This is a genomic window from Lysinibacillus agricola (genome assembly GCF_016638705.1).
Classification (GTDB): Bacteria; Bacillota; Bacilli; order Bacillales_A; family Planococcaceae; genus Lysinibacillus; species Lysinibacillus agricola.
Window position 1 is genome coordinate 4,620,646 of sequence record NZ_CP067341.1, and the last position, 16,686, is coordinate 4,637,331.

Annotated in this window: 15 protein-coding genes; 1 reads left to right on the plus strand and 14 read right to left on the minus strand. The window is 40.1% G+C overall.

Going from position 1 to position 16,686, the window contains the following annotated elements; genetic code table 11:
- Positions 1-105: 105 nt before the first annotated feature.
- From pcrB to FJQ98_RS23130, 4 genes are all read right to left on the minus strand, one after another.
- Positions 106-795: a heptaprenylglyceryl phosphate synthase gene (gene pcrB, locus FJQ98_RS23115; protein WP_053597199.1), complete on the minus strand. Its 690-nt coding sequence runs from the start codon at positions 793-795 to the stop codon at positions 106-108.
- A 110-nt stretch (positions 796-905) separates the two neighbouring features.
- Positions 906-1,226, minus strand: a complete 321-nt coding sequence (locus tag FJQ98_RS23120; RefSeq protein WP_004225717.1) for a YerC/YecD family TrpR-related protein — start codon at positions 1,224-1,226, stop codon at positions 906-908.
- A gap of 15 nt (positions 1,227-1,241) precedes the next feature.
- Positions 1,242-2,297: a DUF3048 domain-containing protein gene (locus FJQ98_RS23125; protein WP_082340445.1), complete on the minus strand. Its 1,056-nt coding sequence runs from the start codon at positions 2,295-2,297 to the stop codon at positions 1,242-1,244.
- 67 nt (positions 2,298-2,364) lie between these two features.
- The gene (locus tag FJQ98_RS23130; RefSeq protein WP_201406554.1) at positions 2,365-4,086 is read right to left on the minus strand and encodes an adenine deaminase C-terminal domain-containing protein; all 1,722 of its coding nucleotides are present in this window, start codon (positions 4,084-4,086) and stop codon (positions 2,365-2,367) included.
- 198 nt (positions 4,087-4,284) lie between these two features.
- Here FJQ98_RS23130 and FJQ98_RS23135 point away from each other — a divergent pair, with 198 nt between their 5' ends.
- Positions 4,285-4,722, plus strand: coding sequence for a YgaP-like transmembrane domain (locus tag FJQ98_RS23135; RefSeq protein WP_201406555.1), 438 nt, complete (start codon positions 4,285-4,287; stop codon positions 4,720-4,722).
- 332 nt (positions 4,723-5,054) lie between these two features.
- Here the strand turns inward: FJQ98_RS23135 and purD are convergent, their stop codons facing one another.
- The 10 genes from purD to purB all read right to left on the minus strand — a co-directional run bounded on the left by purD (position 5,055) and on the right by purB (position 16,673).
- Entirely contained in the window at positions 5,055-6,311 is a 1,257-nt protein-coding gene (gene purD / locus FJQ98_RS23140) for a phosphoribosylamine--glycine ligase (RefSeq protein WP_053597202.1), read from the minus strand.
- A 69-nt stretch (positions 6,312-6,380) separates the two neighbouring features.
- Positions 6,381-7,907: a bifunctional phosphoribosylaminoimidazolecarboxamide formyltransferase/IMP cyclohydrolase gene (gene purH, locus FJQ98_RS23145; RefSeq protein WP_053597203.1), complete on the minus strand. Its 1,527-nt coding sequence runs from the start codon at positions 7,905-7,907 to the stop codon at positions 6,381-6,383.
- A 411-nt stretch (positions 7,908-8,318) separates the two neighbouring features.
- A complete protein-coding gene (purN, locus tag FJQ98_RS23150; RefSeq protein WP_053597204.1) occupies positions 8,319-8,888 on the minus strand; it encodes a phosphoribosylglycinamide formyltransferase in 570 nt (189 codons plus the stop codon).
- Positions 8,888-9,943, minus strand: a complete 1,056-nt coding sequence (gene purM / locus FJQ98_RS23155; protein ID WP_053597205.1) for a phosphoribosylformylglycinamidine cyclo-ligase — start codon at positions 9,941-9,943, stop codon at positions 8,888-8,890. The genes purN and purM overlap by 1 nt, the downstream gene beginning before the upstream one ends.
- 67 nt (positions 9,944-10,010) lie before the next feature.
- Positions 10,011-11,435 (minus strand): amidophosphoribosyltransferase, encoded by a 1,425-nt coding sequence (gene purF, locus FJQ98_RS23160; protein WP_053597206.1) that lies wholly within the window; start codon positions 11,433-11,435, stop codon positions 10,011-10,013.
- On the minus strand, positions 11,411-13,645 hold the full coding sequence (purL, locus tag FJQ98_RS23165; RefSeq protein ID WP_053597207.1) for a phosphoribosylformylglycinamidine synthase subunit PurL: 2,235 nt from the start codon (positions 13,643-13,645) through the stop codon (positions 11,411-11,413). The genes purF and purL overlap by 25 nt, the downstream gene beginning before the upstream one ends.
- On the minus strand, positions 13,632-14,315 hold the full coding sequence (purQ, locus tag FJQ98_RS23170; protein ID WP_053597208.1) for a phosphoribosylformylglycinamidine synthase subunit PurQ: 684 nt from the start codon (positions 14,313-14,315) through the stop codon (positions 13,632-13,634). Before purQ ends, purL begins: the two co-directional genes overlap by 14 nt.
- A 2-nt stretch (positions 14,316-14,317) precedes the next feature.
- Positions 14,318-14,566, minus strand: coding sequence for a phosphoribosylformylglycinamidine synthase subunit PurS (gene purS, locus FJQ98_RS23175; protein ID WP_053482994.1), 249 nt, complete (start codon positions 14,564-14,566; stop codon positions 14,318-14,320).
- A 2-nt stretch (positions 14,567-14,568) separates the two neighbouring features.
- A complete protein-coding gene (purC, locus tag FJQ98_RS23180) occupies positions 14,569-15,279 on the minus strand; it encodes a phosphoribosylaminoimidazolesuccinocarboxamide synthase (RefSeq protein WP_053597209.1) in 711 nt (236 codons plus the stop codon).
- Positions 15,280-15,377: 98 nt separating this feature from the next.
- Positions 15,378-16,673: an adenylosuccinate lyase gene (gene purB, locus FJQ98_RS23185; protein ID WP_053597210.1), complete on the minus strand. Its 1,296-nt coding sequence runs from the start codon at positions 16,671-16,673 to the stop codon at positions 15,378-15,380.
- Positions 16,674-16,686: the final 13 nt, after the last annotated feature.

Below are 16,686 nucleotides of genomic sequence, written 5' to 3' on the forward strand. Positions count from 1 at the left end.
ATCGGCTTTGTGCTTGCACAAAGAACTCCTTTCCGATTCCGTGACATCCGCCGGAGGCTTTAACTTCTTTCAGCAGGTGTTTGGACACCTGCTGAAAAAGTTAAATTATATCGTATTTTTAACAGCCTTAACAGTCGCAAGTGCAGCTTTTAAATCTTCGTAAATAATATTACCAACTACTACTGTATCTGCATATTTTGCCATTTCTGCTGCTTGCTTAGCAGATGTAATGCCGCCACCGTAAAACAGTCGCGTATTTTTCAGCTCTTTTTTCACAGCACTTACAACGTCTATATCACCATAAGTTCCGCTATACTCTACATAAAATACAGGTAGTCTAAAGAAATTTTCAGCCATACGTGCGTAAGCTACAACATCATCAATGGATAAATCTGTTTTCGCATTCGTTACTTCTGCTACTTTACAGTCCGGGTTTAAAATACAATAACCTTCAGCTACTAATTCATCCCACACCATAATATCTCCATACTCCTTAATGGCCTCATGGTGTAGATTTTTAATCCACTTTGGATCATCACTATTCAACACAGTTGGAATGAAATAATAGTCATAGCCTGGTGTTACCGAATCAATTGAAGAAATTTCAAGCGCAATTGGTACTTCAAAGCGTCGTACACGAACAAGCAGATCTAATACACCATCTAATGTTACACCGTCTGTTCCACCAACTATAATAACATCTGTACCTGACTCACAAATTCTTTCTAGTGCCTCATCTGAGATGTCTTTAGCTGGGTCTAGTTTGAACACATGTCTCCATTCTAAATAATCCATCTATTTTACCACCTATCATTTTCTATCTATTCGTTTACAAGTATAGCTTATGACTGTCGACAAAAAAATGAAAAAGACTGAGCAGAACCTCTACCCAGCCTCTTTACCTACTATTCTTTTGGTGCTTGAAACGGCTTTTCATCTGGATACAAACGACCTAGCATTTCATCATATGTATCATTCCCGTAATCAAAGCAACGACGTACACGTGAAATAGTTGCAGTACTTGCACCTGTTTCCTTTTTAATGGATTCGTAGGTTTTCTTTAAACGTAGTAAATGCGCAACCTCAAAGCGTTGTGCCAGCGATTGAATTTCACTAATCGTACATAAATCATCAAAAAACTTATAGCATTCTTCGATGTCTTTCAGCTCTAACACTGCTTTAAATAATTGATCTGTTTGATGCCCTCGAATTTTTTCGATTTGCATGCAATTTTCCTCCCTTTAAGGCTGCGTTTTCACCATTGCTTGTAACCCTGGTGAAGTTGGTATGAAATGAACCCAAGACTTCCCTGGTACTAGCTTTACAAGTTCCCCAGACTCTTCTACAGCCATTGGTATTCCATCAATATTAGCCCATTTGACTTCTCTCATATAGCCATTTTGAAATACATACGCATTTCCACCAGAAGTTAAATCAATTTCTTGGCGTCCCTCTTTATCAACAGTTTGATGTTTCATTTCAAAAAATAGAACATTTGCCAATGATAATGTGTCGCCTGTTAACATATCCTTTGTGTCAACGCCAGCCGATTGTCGTCCATAACGATTACTTTGATGATCATACACATACGAATTATGGAAATACTCACTATTTCCGTAGTAAATGTCAACTTGACTTGTTTCAATGCCTATTTTACCACGTTCATCGGGTTCATAAAAAGCCTGACTTACTTTTTCACGGTAAATCATTGAAGCGTCCACTTTTTCAGCTCCATTTAAGATATTTTCAGGCGTAATATACGAGTTGTGTGGAGCAACACGATCTTTTGAACGTTTAAAAAGTGTACCATCATAATCCATACCATTTATATTGTCGACTACATTATTACTAAGCATTGATTTTGCTTCTGGGCTATAGCCATGTGCTACGTAAAATGCATCGAAGCCTTTCGCAAGATCAACAAAATAAGATCGAGCACTACGAACAGGCCCTATATTTTCTGGCAGTTCACTTTGATAGACTGCTAAAAAACGAGTTACATTGCCTTCTGCCAACATTTCATAAATGATATCTGCCGCAGCCAATCCTGATTGTGGACGTGCTTCAGGATGATTATTAATTGTGACCATAATCGGGCGTTGTGTGATTTCTTCCTTAACAGCCTCGCCTGTTAACGGAGCAACTTCCGACCCTTCTTGAACAGACTCTCCAATAGCAGATTCTTCGTCAACTTTTTTCGTATCGTCTTCCTTCACTTCCGATGAATCTTTTGAACATCCTCCTATCAATAAGGTACTAAAAGCCATGGCAATAAATAGTTTCTTTGATTTGAACACAAGCATTACTCTCCTTTAATCAACTACATTTAACTGTAATTCTGGCTATACCATAGGGAAACTTCAACTAGCGCATCACTGCTGGTAATAATAACTTATTCTTCATAACATCAAAAATCCCTTTTGGTGTGATACGGATATATGGTAAATGTGTAGATTGTAAGAATAATAAAGAATAAATTGCATCTCCTAAGTGGTAACCACGTTCCGCTAATGCTTGTTTTAAGAACTTCTCTTTTTCTGATAGCTCCTTAACATCCCCATCATATAAAAGACCACCAATAGTTAATGGTACAGTTGCAATTACTTCACCCTTTTCAACAAGTACAATCCCACCACGCATTGCCTTCATTTCTTCAAAAGCTGTAATCATATCATCTTTATTTTTTCCGATCAGCAAGATATCGCCTGTATTCGAATAAGAGGAGGCAAAACCTTGAACACTAGTAGCAAAACCTTTAATCATCGTGTTAACATGCCATTTGCCATCTCTATTGATGAGCATTAAATAGCATTCATCATGATCTGCAAGTTGCCCTTCTCTAGTAATTAATGAGTTATATGGTTTCGTAATAACATCATTTACTAGCTCAATTCCAAACGGCATCGAGAACTGAAAGTCATGAGAAGTTAATGAAAAATCTAAATCAAATGCCGGTAACGCTGAATAGTCAATTTCAGCAAGCCTTTGTACTCGCTCTCCATCGCGTTTTAACCAAACTCCTTTTGATAATACACTCTCAGGAACTGGGTGCCATTCATCTTGTAAAATATTAAGTGAGGCAAATCGGCCAGTTGCGATAAAACCATGTAAGCTGGACATATTATAATAACGTGCCACATTGTAGGAAGCCATTTGATAAGCATCTATTGGTGCTACACCTGCATCTAAGGCTACTTGAATACATTTATCCATCACACCATCCTCATGAAAAGATGGTGGCGAGCCATCTGTTGTCATCATTAAATGGTCAAAAATAGGTAGCTCTTTTTCGACTATTCCCTTTAATAGATTTGGTAAATCTGGACGTATTGAAGAATGACGCAGCGTTACCGCGTATCCTTGCATAATGCGTCGTTCCACTTCTTCCACTGTCATAGCTTCATGATCACCATCTGCACCAAGTAGCTTCATACGCGCTAAAGTTCGTTCTGATGCGCCAGGGAAGTGCCCCTCTATTTTTTCCCTGTAGCCCTTAGCCATTTGCATACGATAGAGCATTTGGTCATCTCCATGTAACAACCTTGGCCAGCCCGTTAATTCTCCTCCAAGTAAAACATCATCTCGTTCTAACCATTCTAAAATGGACGTATTAGAAAAAATTTCTTCCTCCTGTTCCATTTCAGTTTGCGAATCAAAACGTGTCCACCAGTAAAAGGAAAACGGTAGCTTTTTCAAATTATCTAATATTGAAAACGCTTTCTTATTTTCTAAAGATAAAACGAAGCTTAAATTATCAGAAATAAAAGTTGTAGTTCCTAGCTGTCCACAAAAATCAGCAAAAGATTGTGGATGGTATAATTGGAACGGATGAACATGTGGCTCAATATATCCTGGGACAATTGTTTTATTCGTACAATCTACCACTTCTGTCCCTTCTAATAACGGAGGCATTCTATCACCAGCATAGACAATACGTTCTCCTAAAATCCAAATGTTTCCTACTACCCACTGTTTGAGCATGCTATGTAAATAACGTGCATTTTTTAATACAATATCCGGTGCATTTTTGCCATCAACTACAGCCAATTGTTGGCGTAATTCTGTAATTCTCCATACTGGATCCATTCTATTCGCCCCTTCCTAAATTGCGTAAAATTTCATTGTGTAAATCTAACTTATAATCACATACTAGTACTGCATAAACGCTTATTTTCATAAAAATAGTGCTTTATGCAATCATCTTGTTTCAATCGTAACACAGCACTTTCATAAAGCAAAGTGCACCCCGCTTTATTTTTTCCACAATGACTAAAGGAGGAAATTATGATGCAAGAAACTAATTTAAGCGAACAAAATGCCTTCTGTCGCTTTGCCATGGGTACAAGTTTAACGGCATTTGGTATCGCTAGGGTCTCAAGAAATCCTAATTGTATGAGAGGTCGATTGATGATTGCATTTGGTGCCATGAAAATGGCTGAGGGTATCTTTAAGTATTGCCCAACTAAAGCTTTACTGAGCTCTAATATGCAGAGTGCTATGAACAGCAACAACAATAACACTTCTATGCAAAGTATGCTCAGTGGCCAAAATTCTATGTCATCTGAACAAATCGATAAACTCATGAAGGATTTCTCCTCTGCTATTTCTGGAACTATGTCAGGATCAAATGCAACTGCTTCAAAGCAATCTGACTCCAGCACTTCAAATCAAAAATTCTCAGACAGTAAAAATTCTGCAAATCAAGCACAAAATCCTTCTTAGTCAAAGGAGCCGTCTCAATTGTATTATTGAGACGGCTCTCACCCTTTTTAATCATAGTGACCATCACCATAGCGAGGGGTTGATTTCCGTTCCGGCTGGGCGCTTTCCTGGGGGCGTTCGATGAGCCGCTTCGCTTCGCTGCAGGGTCTCATCTGAAACGCTATTCCCCGAGGAGTCGCCCAGCCTCCACTCCAATCAACTATTTGCAAAGCATACATTTTAACAAAATGTCATCTCTAAATTACGATGATGGACCAAAATTTATTAGAAACACTTGTATGGCAGATTACTACAACGAGGGTTGATTTACGTTCGGCTCATTTAATCAGTCACTACTTAAACGTACGCCAGCCGATATCTTTGCGGTAGAAGAAATTGTTCCATTCTTCAGTTGCAATACCTGCGTATACTTTTTCTTGTGCTTCTTTTAAAGTAGCTGCCTTTGCGCCAACCAATAATATTCGGCCACCATTACCAACAAAGTTCTCATCTACAAACTTTGTACCCGCATGGAATACCGCGTGTGAAGCTGATAGTGCCTCTAAGTTAGGTAATGCATGTCCTTTTTCAACGTCCCCTGGATAGCCTTCAGCGGCAATTACTACGCCTAGCATTGCTTCATCAGACCATTGCAAATCAAATGGCGTTTCTTCCATTAATGCTGTCATAAATGCACCAAAGTCAGATGCCATACGTGGTAAAACTACTTGTGTTTCTGGATCACCAAAGCGTGCATTAAACTCAATCACTTTCGGACCATTTTTCGTTAAAATCAATCCTGCATATAGTATCCCTGTAAACGATACACCATCTGTCTCCATACCTTTCACAGTTGGTTCAACAATCGTCTTATAAGTAACATCTACTACTTCTTGAGAAATTTGAGGCACTGGGGAATAGGCTCCCATACCACCTGTGTTCGGTCCTTTATCGCCATCATAAGCACGTTTATGGTCTTGAGCAATGACCATTGGATAAATCTGACCTTTATGGACAAACGACATGAAGGAGAATTCTTCTCCATCCAGGAATTCTTCAATGACCACTCGAGAAGATGATTCACCATAACGTTGGTTACCGATCATATCCTTTACAGCTTCAACGGCTTCTTCTTCAGTCATTGCTACAACTACACCTTTACCAGCTGCTAAACCATCTGCCTTGATAACGATTGGAGCACCTTGCTCTTTAATATAGGCAATAGCCTTATCTGCTTCAGTAAATGTTTCATGGGCTGCTGTTGGGATATGATACTTATTCATAATATCCTTAGCGTATGATTTACTGCTTTCGATTTGTGCTGCTTCCTTTGTTGGACCAAATATTCGTAAGCCACGAGCCGTAAAGAAATCCACGATTCCTTCAGCAAGTAGTTGCTCAGGCCCAACAAAGGTTAAATCTACCTCATTTTCTTTAGCGAATTGTGCCAAGCCTGCAAAATCCATTGCATCAATCGCCACAACTTCTGCATCTCCTCGCATGCCATCATTACCAGGTGCTACAAATACTTTATTGACAGATGGTGAAATACTAAATTGTTTGGCGATAGCATGCTCACGACCGCCGCTTCCAATGACTAATACTTTCATTTTAGGGAATCCTCCTCTTTGTGCATAAGACCGAGATGAGCCAACATCTCGGTCTAGTTTTTGGATATTTTAGTGTTTGAAATGACGTACGCCAGTGAATACCATTGCGATGCCGTATTCATTAGCTTTATCGATTGAATCCTGATCTTTTATAGAGCCGCCTGGTTGAATAATTGCTGTAATACCAGCTGCCGCAGCTGCTTCCACTGTATCGCTCATTGGGAAGAATGCATCTGATGCTAATGCTGCGCCTTTTGCCTTTTCGCCTGCTTGTTCAAATGCGATTTTAGCTGCTCCGACACGGTTCATTTGACCAGCACCAACACCAAGTGTCATTTGAGAATCTGTAACGACGATAGCATTAGATTTAACGTGCTTCACAACTGCCCAGCCAAGCTGTAACGCTTCCCATTCTTGTGTTGTCGGTTCGCGGTCCGTGACAACTTTAATATCTGCATCGGCAAAGCCGTAGCGATCTGGTTCTTGCACAAGAAGGCCACCTTCAACTGATACAACATTGAATTTGTCTTGTATTGCTTGCTCGAAAGGAATTATTAGTAAGCGAATATTTTTCTTTTTCGTTAAAATATCAAGTGCTTCTTGAGAGAAAGCTGGTGCAATAATAATTTCTAAAAAGATATGGCTTAATTTTTCAGCAGTTGCTGCATCTACTTCCATATTTAAAGCAATAATGCCGCCGAAAATAGACGTTGAATCTGCCTCATATGCTTTATCAAACGCTTCTTCTAATGTTGCACCCGTTCCAACACCACAAGGATTCATGTGCTTTACAGCTACTGCTGCAGGCATTTCAAACTCTTTGACAATTTGTAATGCTGCATTCCCATCTTGAATATTGTTGTATGATAATTCTTTACCATGTAATTGCGTAGCATAAGCTAATGAAAAATCTGAGCCTAGACGTTTTTGATAGAACGCTGCTTTTTGATGAGGATTTTCACCATAGCGTAAGTTTTGTTTTAATTCATATGTCATTGTTAAGCTCTCTGGGAACTCTTCTTCTGTTAAGTAGTTTGAGATATATGAATCATAAGCGGCTGTGTGACGGAAAACTTTTGCAGCTAACTTGCGACGTGTTTCAATTGTCGTTACACCATTTGCTTTCAGTTCCTCTAATACGTTCGTATAGTCATTGCTATCCACAATTACTGTTACATATTGATGGTTTTTTGCTGCAGAACGTAACATTGTTGGACCACCGATATCAATATTTTCGATCGCATCATCCCATGTTACATTAGGCTTTGAAATTGTTTCAACGAACGGGTAAAGATTGACACAAACAATCTCAATTGGCTCAATTCCATGCTCATTCATTTGTGCTTGATGAGAAGTATCGTCAAACTTTCCTAATAGTCCACCGTGAATCATAGGGTTTAAAGTTTTTACACGGCCATCTAAAATTTCAGGGAATTTAGTTACTTCATCGACTGCTGTTACAGCAACATTATTGTCTTGTAACATTTTTTTCGTACCACCAGTTGATAAAATTTCATAACCTAATGCTACTAGTTCTTTTGCAAATTCTAAAATACCATCTTTATTGGAAACACTGATTAATGCACGTTTTGTCACAACAATATCCTCCTAATTTTTACGATCATCACCAAAACGTGTGGTTGATTTCCGTTCCGACTGGGCGCTTTGTAGCTGACGCTTCGCTTTCGCGCAGAGCAGAGCTTCCTGGGGGCGTCCGATGAGCCGCTTCGCTTCGCTGCAGGGTCTCGGGCCAACACGATGTTGGTCACGAAGGCGTTATCACAGGATGTGATGGTTTTAGCCTTCGTTCCTCTATCGCTAATCCCCAAGGAGTCGCCCAGCCTCCACTCCAATCAACTTATTTACATAGTAGACGTTTTAACAAAAGTTACCCACAACTTTTGGTGATGAACCAATTTTTATCGTGTTTGCCACGAATATGTCTTGCTATTGATAGAGTAGAGTTAGGCTGTATTGTTCCAGAAGACCTAACTCCTCACCACTGAATTACTTTAATAACTGCTGTAAAGCTTTTGTATAGAGTACATGCTCTTCTTTATGAATGGCCGTTTCTGTTGCCTCACGGTCACCATCAACAACTGACACTGCCGCTTGAGCAATAATAGGGCCTGTGTCCATACCTTCGTCTACAAAATGTACAGTCACACCTGTTATCTTGACTCCATGTTCCATCGCTTGACCAATGGCATCTTTACCAGGGAAAGCTGGTAATAGTGAAGGATGGATATTCACGATGCGTTGCGGAAAGGCCGTCAGTAATACTTCACTAATTAAGCGCATATAACCCGCAAGCACAATCCATTCAACGTCATATTTACGTAGAGCCTCGATAATAGCTGTCTCGTAATCTGCTTTTGTTGCAAACTCTTTCGGACTTAAAGCTAGCACTGGAATACTAAAGTTTTCAGCTCGTGTGACTACAAATGCGCCAGGCTTGTCTGTAACAACAAGCTCGACTTTTACATTTAGTTCGCCACGTTCAATAGCCTCTTGAATGGCCTGAAAGTTACTACCGCTCCCTGAAGCAAAAACGGCAATTTTAGTTGGTGCAGTCATTACACTAAACTCCCATCATGTGAGCCATTAAATACAACACCCTCGCCTTTCACAACGCGACCAATTGTGTATGCTTTTTCACCATTTTCTTCCACTGTAGCAAGCACATTCTCTACTTCATTTGCAGGTACAGCTAAAACGAAGCCAATACCCATATTAAAGACATTATATAAATCCTTATCCTCTAGCTGTCCTTTTTCTTTTAAAAATTCAAAAATACGTAAGACAGGCCAAGAACCTAAATCAATTTCAGTTGCTAAACCTTCGGGCATCATACGTGGTAGGTTTTCATAAAAGCCACCGCCAGTTACATGTGCACAGCCATGAACGTCCGCTGCTTTTAAAGCCGCAAGCACAGGTTTCGCATATAATTTTGTTGGCACTAACAAGGCTTCCCCGATAGGACCAAGATCCTCGTAGCCTTCCACAATCGAATCAACTGCGTAATTATTATCAGCAAAGACAATTTTTCGTACTAATGAGTAACCGTTTGAATGCACACCGCTTGAAGCAATACCAACAAGTACGTCACCTTCTACAATTTTTTCACCTGTCACGATTGCTGATTTTTCACAAGCTCCTACTGCAAAACCAGCTAAATCATACTCATCTTCATCGTAAAGACCTGGCATCTCTGCAGTTTCACCACCGATTAATGCCGCACCAGATTGCACACAGCCATCCGCAACGCCCTTTACAATTTGTTCAATTTTCGCTGGCTCAGCTTTTCCAAGAGCTACATAATCTAAAAAGTACAGTGGTTCAGCACCTTGCGCTACGATATCATTGACACACATTGCTACACAGTCCACACCAATCGTGTCGTGCTTGTCCACCATAAATGCTAGTTTTAGCTTTGTCCCAACACCATCTGTACCTGAAATAAGAACAGGTTCCTTAAGATTTAGTTCTGACAAGTCAAACATACCACCAAAGCCACCGAACGTTCCCATCACACCTAGACGGTTTGTACGTTCAACGTGAGACTTCATTCGTTTTACGGCTTCGTAGCCTGCTTCAATATTTACACCTGCTTGTTCATATGCTTTTGACACGCAGAGTTCCTCCTTATCATCCAAATCTAGATCTGTCATCATTGCTAGACGTATTTAGATGTTTTTCTTAACGTAATAGTTCTTTTTCATGTGGTAAGATTGTATCCGGAAAAATTTCTGTTGGATATTTGCTTGTAAAGCATGCTAGGCATAATCCACGGTTTTCATCTTCATATGGTCTTGCAATCGTCTCCACCATGCCCTCAACGGAAAGGAATGTTAGTGAATCGGCTCCTATAGTTTCACGAATTTCATCTACACTTTGGCTAGATGCAATCAATTCTTCATGTGTTGAAGTATCGATGCCATAATAGCAAGGATCCGTCATTGGTGGCGAAGAAATCACAACATGTACTTCTGCCGCACCTGCATCTTTTAACATTTTTACAATACGTCTTGAAGTTGTACCACGAACGATTGAATCGTCCACCATCACTACGCGTTTACCTTTTACGACTTGAACAACTGGAGAAAGCTTCATTTTCACACCGCGTTCACGTAATTCCTGTGTCGGTTGGATAAATGTACGACCTACATAACGATTTTTAATAAGACCTAGCTCATAAGGAATACCGCTTTCCTCTGCAAAGCCAATTGCTGCAGAAATACTTGAGTCAGGCACACCTGTTACAACATCAGCTTCAATATGTGCACATTCACGAGCAAGCTGTTTTCCCATACGTTTACGTGCCATATGGACGTTAATACCATCAATATCAGAATCAGGACGTGCTAAATACACGTACTCCATCGCGCACATTGCACGTTTATCCATTTCTGCAAAACGATCAGATTTTACACCTTCGTCGTTGATAATTAATAACTCACCAGGTTCAACAGATCGAACGAATTCTGCACCTATTAAATCGAATGCGCAAGTTTCAGAGGCTACAACCCAGCCATCTCCTAGCTTTCCAAGAGATAATGGACGTAAACCATGTGGATCACGTGCAACAAGCATTTCATCTTTAGTCATAATTAAGAACGAATACGCACCCTTTAATAATGAGAGGGCATTTTTCACCTTTGCACGGAATGGTGAATGCGAGCTTTTCTTAATAAGATGTGCTAGCACTTCTGTATCGGAGCTTGAATGGAAGATACTTCCTTGTCGCTCTAAATACTGCTTTAGGTGCGTAGCATTGACTAAGTTACCGTTATGAGCAATTGAAAGGCTTCCAGTTGAGGAGTGGAATAATAACGGCTGTACATTTTCAATACCGCCTCCACCAGCAGTCGTATAACGAACATGAGCAATTGCTGCTTTTCCGTTAACTGCCTTTAACTTATCTTCGTTGAAAACATCATTAACTAGTCCTTCGCCTTTCACCGCGCGAAGATGCTGACCGTCAGAAACGACGATTCCAGCACCTTCTTGGCCACGGTGTTGAAGAGCATGAAGCCCGTAATAACTAAGGTGTGCTGGATTTGGGTTGCCCCAAATACCAAACACCCCACATTCTTCGTTTAAGCCTCTGAGTTCAGCAAGCATGGGATTGCTCCTTTCCAATTAGAACGGAATTCCTCCACTGTACCATCTACAAGCACACCGTTATCACCGTTGATTTTAACAAGCGCATCGTTAGTTACGACACCGATTTTCTGTGCATCTTTTACAATTTCTACAAATGCAGCTGCATTTTCTTCTTTCACTGTTACAACGAAACGAGATTGTGTTTCACTGAATAATGCTGTTGTAGCAGAGCCAGTTAATGTAACATCAACACCTAAGCCATTTGCGCCAAATGTTGTTTCAGCAAGCGCTACTGCAAGACCACCCTCTGCCACATCATGTGCAGATTGTACGATTCCGGCTTTAATCGCTTTGAGCAATGCTTGTTGACGTGCAGCTTCAATCTGTAGGTCAATAGCTGGTGCTTTACCTGAAATAACCCCATTATTTAATAATTTTTGAAGCTCAGAACCACCAAATTCAGTTTTTGTATCGCCGATCACAAACACTACATCACCAGCAGCTTTTACATCTTGAGTTGTCACATGTGCCAAATCTTCAATTAGTCCAACCATACCGATTGTTGGTGTTGGGTAAACTGCTTCTCCAGAACGCTCGTTATAAAGAGACACGTTACCGCCGATTACTGGCGAATTCAGTGCTGTACAAGCTGCTGAAATACCATCAGCTGATTTTTCAATTTGCCAGAAGATTTCTGGTTTCTCAGGATTACCAAAGTTTAAGCAGTCAGTAATCGCTAATGGTGTACCACCAGTTGCTACGATATTACGAGCCGCTTCTGCTACAGCAATGGCACCGCCTACCTCTGGATCTAGGTAAATATAACGAGAGTTACAGTCTGTAGTCATTGCTAACCCTTTGTTCGTACCGCGAACGCGGATAACTGCTGCATCAGAACCTGGTGCAACGACTGTTGATGTACGTACTTGATAATCATATTGATCGTATACCCACTCTTTAGAAGCAATTGTTGGTGCTTTTAAAAGTGCGTTTAATGTTTCTTTGTAATCTGTTACGGCTGGTTCCGTGTTTTCTATCGCCTGGAACTCAGCATAGTAAGTAGGCTCTGCAGATGGCTTATGATAAACTGGTGCATCTTCTGCAAGTGCATCAGCAAGTACTTCAGCTACAACTTCACCATTGTGTAATAAGCGAAGCATTTTATCATCTGTCACTCGACCAATTGCCACAGCATCTAAATCATATTTATCGAAAATCGCTTTAATTTCTTCTTCGCGACCTTTTTTCACAACAAGTAGCATACGCTCCTGAGATTCAGATAGCATCATTTCATATGCTGTCATGCCTGTCTCACGTTGTGGTACTAAGTCTAAGTTCATTTCTACACCAGAGCCAGCCTTAGAAGCCATTTCTGCTGATGAAGAAGTAAGACCAGCAGCACCCATATCTTGAATACCTACTAGAGCGTCAGATTTTACAACTTCTAAACATGCTTCAAGTAAAAGTTTCTCCATGAATGGGTCTCCTACTTGTACTGCTGGACGTTGGTTTTCAGATTCCTCTGTTAACTCCTCGGATGCAAATGTTGCACCGTGGATACCGTCACGACCTGTTTTTGCGCCAACATACATGACTGTATTTCCTACGCCAGCTGCGATCCCGCGTTGAATATCTTTGTGGTCAATTAAACCTACACACATTGCATTAACAAGTGGATTACCTTCATAGCAAGGATCAAATTGAATCTCTCCGCCTACAGTTGGAATTCCGATACAGTTACCGTAACCTGCGATACCAGCAACTACTTCTTCAAATAAATATTTACCACGCGCTGATTTTAATTCGCCAAAGCGTAGTGAGTTCAGCATCGCAATTGGACGTGCACCCATTGAGAAAACGTCACGGATAATACCACCAACACCTGTTGCAGCACCTTGATAAGGCTCGATTGCTGAAGGATGGTTGTGTGATTCCATTTTAAATACAACTGCTTGTTCATCACCAATATCTACGATACCTGCGCCTTCACCTGGACCTTGTAAAACTTGAGGACCCTTTGTAGGGAATTTACGTAACACTGGTTTTGAATTTTTGTATGAGCAATGCTCAGACCACATTACTGAGAAAAGACCTGTCTCTGTCCAGTTTGGTAGACGTCCTAAAATACCTTCTACCATTGCAAATTCTTCGTCTGACATCCCCATACCAGCGTATAGCTTTTGATCTTTAATTTGCTGTGCTGTTGGCTCAAACTTAGTTGTTGACATGATTTTCCCTCCACTGCTTCACAATTGATTTAAATACTGCTAGACCGTCTGCTCCGCCCACCAGTGCATCAACAGCTCGCTCTGGGTGAGGCATCATACCTAGTACATTGCCGCGCTCGTTTACAATCCCCGCGATATCTTCTAAAGAACCGTTTGGATTTTCGCCTGAGTATGTGAACACGATTTGATTGTTGTCTTTTAATTGTTGTAAAGTTTCCTCATCACAGTAATAGTTACCTTCACCATGTGCGATTGGAATATTGATCATTTGACCCTGCTCATATTGGTTTGTGAATAATGTATTGTTGTTTTCAACTTTTAGCTGGATTGTACGGCACATGAATTTCAAATTTTTATTGCGAAGTAATGCACCTGGTAATAAACCTGCTTCAGTTAAGATTTGGAATCCATTACATACGCCTAATACCGGCTTACCAGCATCTGCTGCTTTCTTGACCTCTGCCATAATATTAGATTGGTTTGCCATTGCACCACAACGAAGATAATCCCCGTATGAGAAGCCTCCCGGTACTAAAATGCCATCAAAGCCACTTAAATCTGTTGCTGTATGCCATACATATTCTACTTCTTCACCTAGCTCGTCTTTAATCGCATGATACATATCGATATCACAGTTTGACCCAGGGAATACGAGTACTGCGAATTTCATGATTAGTTTGCCTCCTCGACTTCGTAACGGTAGTCTTCGATTACAACGTTAGTTAAAACCTTTTCACACATTTCTTTTACTAGAGTATCAATATCACGTTCTGTATCTTTAATTGTTAGTTCAAGATATTTACCGATACGTAAATCTTCTACTTCAGCGTAACCCATTTTCACTAAAGAACCTTGTACAGCTGAACCTTGTGGATCAAGAATGCTCTCGCGTAATGTTACGTAAATTTTAACTTTTTTCATTGTTATTTGCCTCCGAGTCTAGAAAGTATAATAGTATAAACTTCAGTTAAATTACCAAGATCTCTACGAAAGACATCTTTGTCTAACTTTTGATTTGTAGTTGCATCCCAAAGTCTACATGTATCTGGTGATATTTCATCTGCCAGTAGTACATTTCCATCATTGTCACGTCCGTACTCTAATTTAAAGTCAATTAGCGTAACATTGACATCTGCAAATAATGGCTGCAGAACTTTGTTAATTGTAAGTGCACCATCATAAATGGCAGTCACTTCTTCAGGTGTTGCAAGATCAAGTACGTCAATATGCTCCGTTGTAATGAACGGATCGCCAAGCTCATCGTCTTTATAATAAAACTCAACGATTGGGCGTTTTAATGGTGTACCTTCCTCAAGGCCAAGACGTTTCGCTAAGCTGCCTGCCGCTATATTACGAACTACGACCTCAATTGGAATAATATCTACCTTTTTTACAAGCTGTTGCGTATCAGACAATTGTTTTACGAAATGTGACGCAATTCCGTTAGCTTGTAATTTTTCGAAAATTAATGAAGTAATGCGATTATTTAATACGCCTTTACCTTCAATTTCTTCTTTTTTCTCACCATTAAATGCTGTTGCACTATCCTTGTACTCAACGAGTAGCACGTTTTGCTCCTCTGTTGTATACAATTTTTTTGCTTTACCTTCGTACAAAAGTTGACCTTTAGTCATTTCGTTTTTCCCCCTGGTATTATGAGATACGCGCGTATTGTTCAGAATTGAATCGTGCGTATACGATTCAATTCTGTAACATCCGCTAGTGACTCTACTTAGTTAAGTCCAAGACGCTCAAAAATCATGTCTACATGCTGTAAATGGTAGTTGTAATCAAAGCACTCATCTAGCTCTTCCTTCGTTAAATACGATGTAATTTTTTCACTTCCATCGACTAACGTACGGAACTGAACTTGCTCGTCCCACGCCTGCATCGCTAATGGTTGTACGGTATCATACGCTTCCTCACGCACTAACCCTTTATCGATAAGTGCTAATAGGATACGTTGAGAGTAAATTAGACCAAAAGTGCGACCCATATTACGTTTCATGTTTTCAGGGAATACTGTTAAGTTTTTCACAATGTTACCGAAGCGATTTAACATATAGTTAAGTGTAATCGTTGCATCCGGTAAAATAACACGCTCTGCAGATGAATGTGAAATATCACGCTCATGCCATAATGCTACGTTTTCATAAGCTGTTACCATATAGCCACGCATTAAACGTGACATACCAACCATGTTTTCAGATCCGATTGGATTACGTTTATGAGGCATTGCTGATGAGCCTTTTTGTCCTTTTGCAAAGGCTTCCTCAACTTCACGCGTTTCAGATTTTTGCAAGCCACGAATCTCTGTTGCAAATTTCTCAATTGATGTTGCAATTAATGCCAACGCCCCTAAATACTGCGCATGACGATCACGTTGTAATGTTTGTGTTGAAATAGGTGATGCTGTAAGTCCTAATTTATCGCATACATATTGCTCAACTTTAGGATCGATATTGGCATATGTTCCAACTGCTCCAGACATTTTTCCTGTTTCAATTACTTTTGCTGCGGCATCAAAGCGTTCTAGGTTACGCTTCATTTCTTCATACCATAAGCCTAATTTTAAGCCGAAAGTTGTTGGCTCAGCATGAACACCATGTGTACGTCCCATCATAACCGTATGCTTATGCTCTTTTGCTTTTGCTGCAATAATATCAATGAAATTCACGATGTCTTTGCGTAAAATATCATTCGCTTGTTTAATTATATAAGAAAGGGCTGTATCAACTACGTCTGTAGAAGTTAAACCATAGTGCACCCATTTTCGCTCTTCGCCAAGTGTTTCAGACACAGCACGAGTGAATGCTACAACATCATGACGTGTTTCTTGCTCAATCTCTAAAATACGATTCACATCAAATGAAGCATTTTCACGAATTTTAGCTACATCCTCTTTTGGAATGTCTCCAATTTCTGCCCAAGCCTCACATGCTAAAATTTCAACTTCTAGCCAAGCTTGATATTTATTTTGTTCTGTCCAAATTGCGCCCATTTCGGGTCTTGTGTAACGTTCGATCATTGCGTTTCTCCTT

Coding starts and splice junctions, on each gene's coding strand:
- purD (WP_053597202.1), bottom strand. CDS start 6,311: ATGAAAGTATTAGTCATTGGAAGCGGCGGTCGTGAGCATGCTATCGCC.
- purS (WP_053482994.1), bottom strand. CDS start 14,566: ATGAAAAAAGTTAAAATTTACGTAACATTACGCGAGAGCATTCTTGAT.
- FJQ98_RS23130 (WP_201406554.1), bottom strand. CDS start 4,086: ATGGATCCAGTATGGAGAATTACAGAATTACGCCAACAATTGGCTGTA.
- purL (WP_053597207.1), bottom strand. CDS start 13,645: ATGTCAACAACTAAGTTTGAGCCAACAGCACAGCAAATTAAAGATCAA.
- purQ (WP_053597208.1), bottom strand. CDS start 14,315: ATGAAATTCGCAGTACTCGTATTCCCTGGGTCAAACTGTGATATCGAT.
- purC (WP_053597209.1), bottom strand. CDS start 15,279: ATGACTAAAGGTCAACTTTTGTACGAAGGTAAAGCAAAAAAATTGTAT.
- pcrB (WP_053597199.1), bottom strand. CDS start 795: ATGGATTATTTAGAATGGAGACATGTGTTCAAACTAGACCCAGCTAAA.
- FJQ98_RS23120 (WP_004225717.1), bottom strand. CDS start 1,226: ATGCAAATCGAAAAAATTCGAGGGCATCAAACAGATCAATTATTTAAA.
- FJQ98_RS23135 (WP_201406555.1), top strand. CDS start 4,285: ATGATGCAAGAAACTAATTTAAGCGAACAAAATGCCTTCTGTCGCTTT.
- purN (WP_053597204.1), bottom strand. CDS start 8,888: ATGACTGCACCAACTAAAATTGCCGTTTTTGCTTCAGGGAGCGGTAGT.
- purB (WP_053597210.1), bottom strand. CDS start 16,673: ATGATCGAACGTTACACAAGACCCGAAATGGGCGCAATTTGGACAGAA.
- purF (WP_053597206.1), bottom strand. CDS start 11,435: ATGCTTGCTGAACTCAGAGGCTTAAACGAAGAATGTGGGGTGTTTGGT.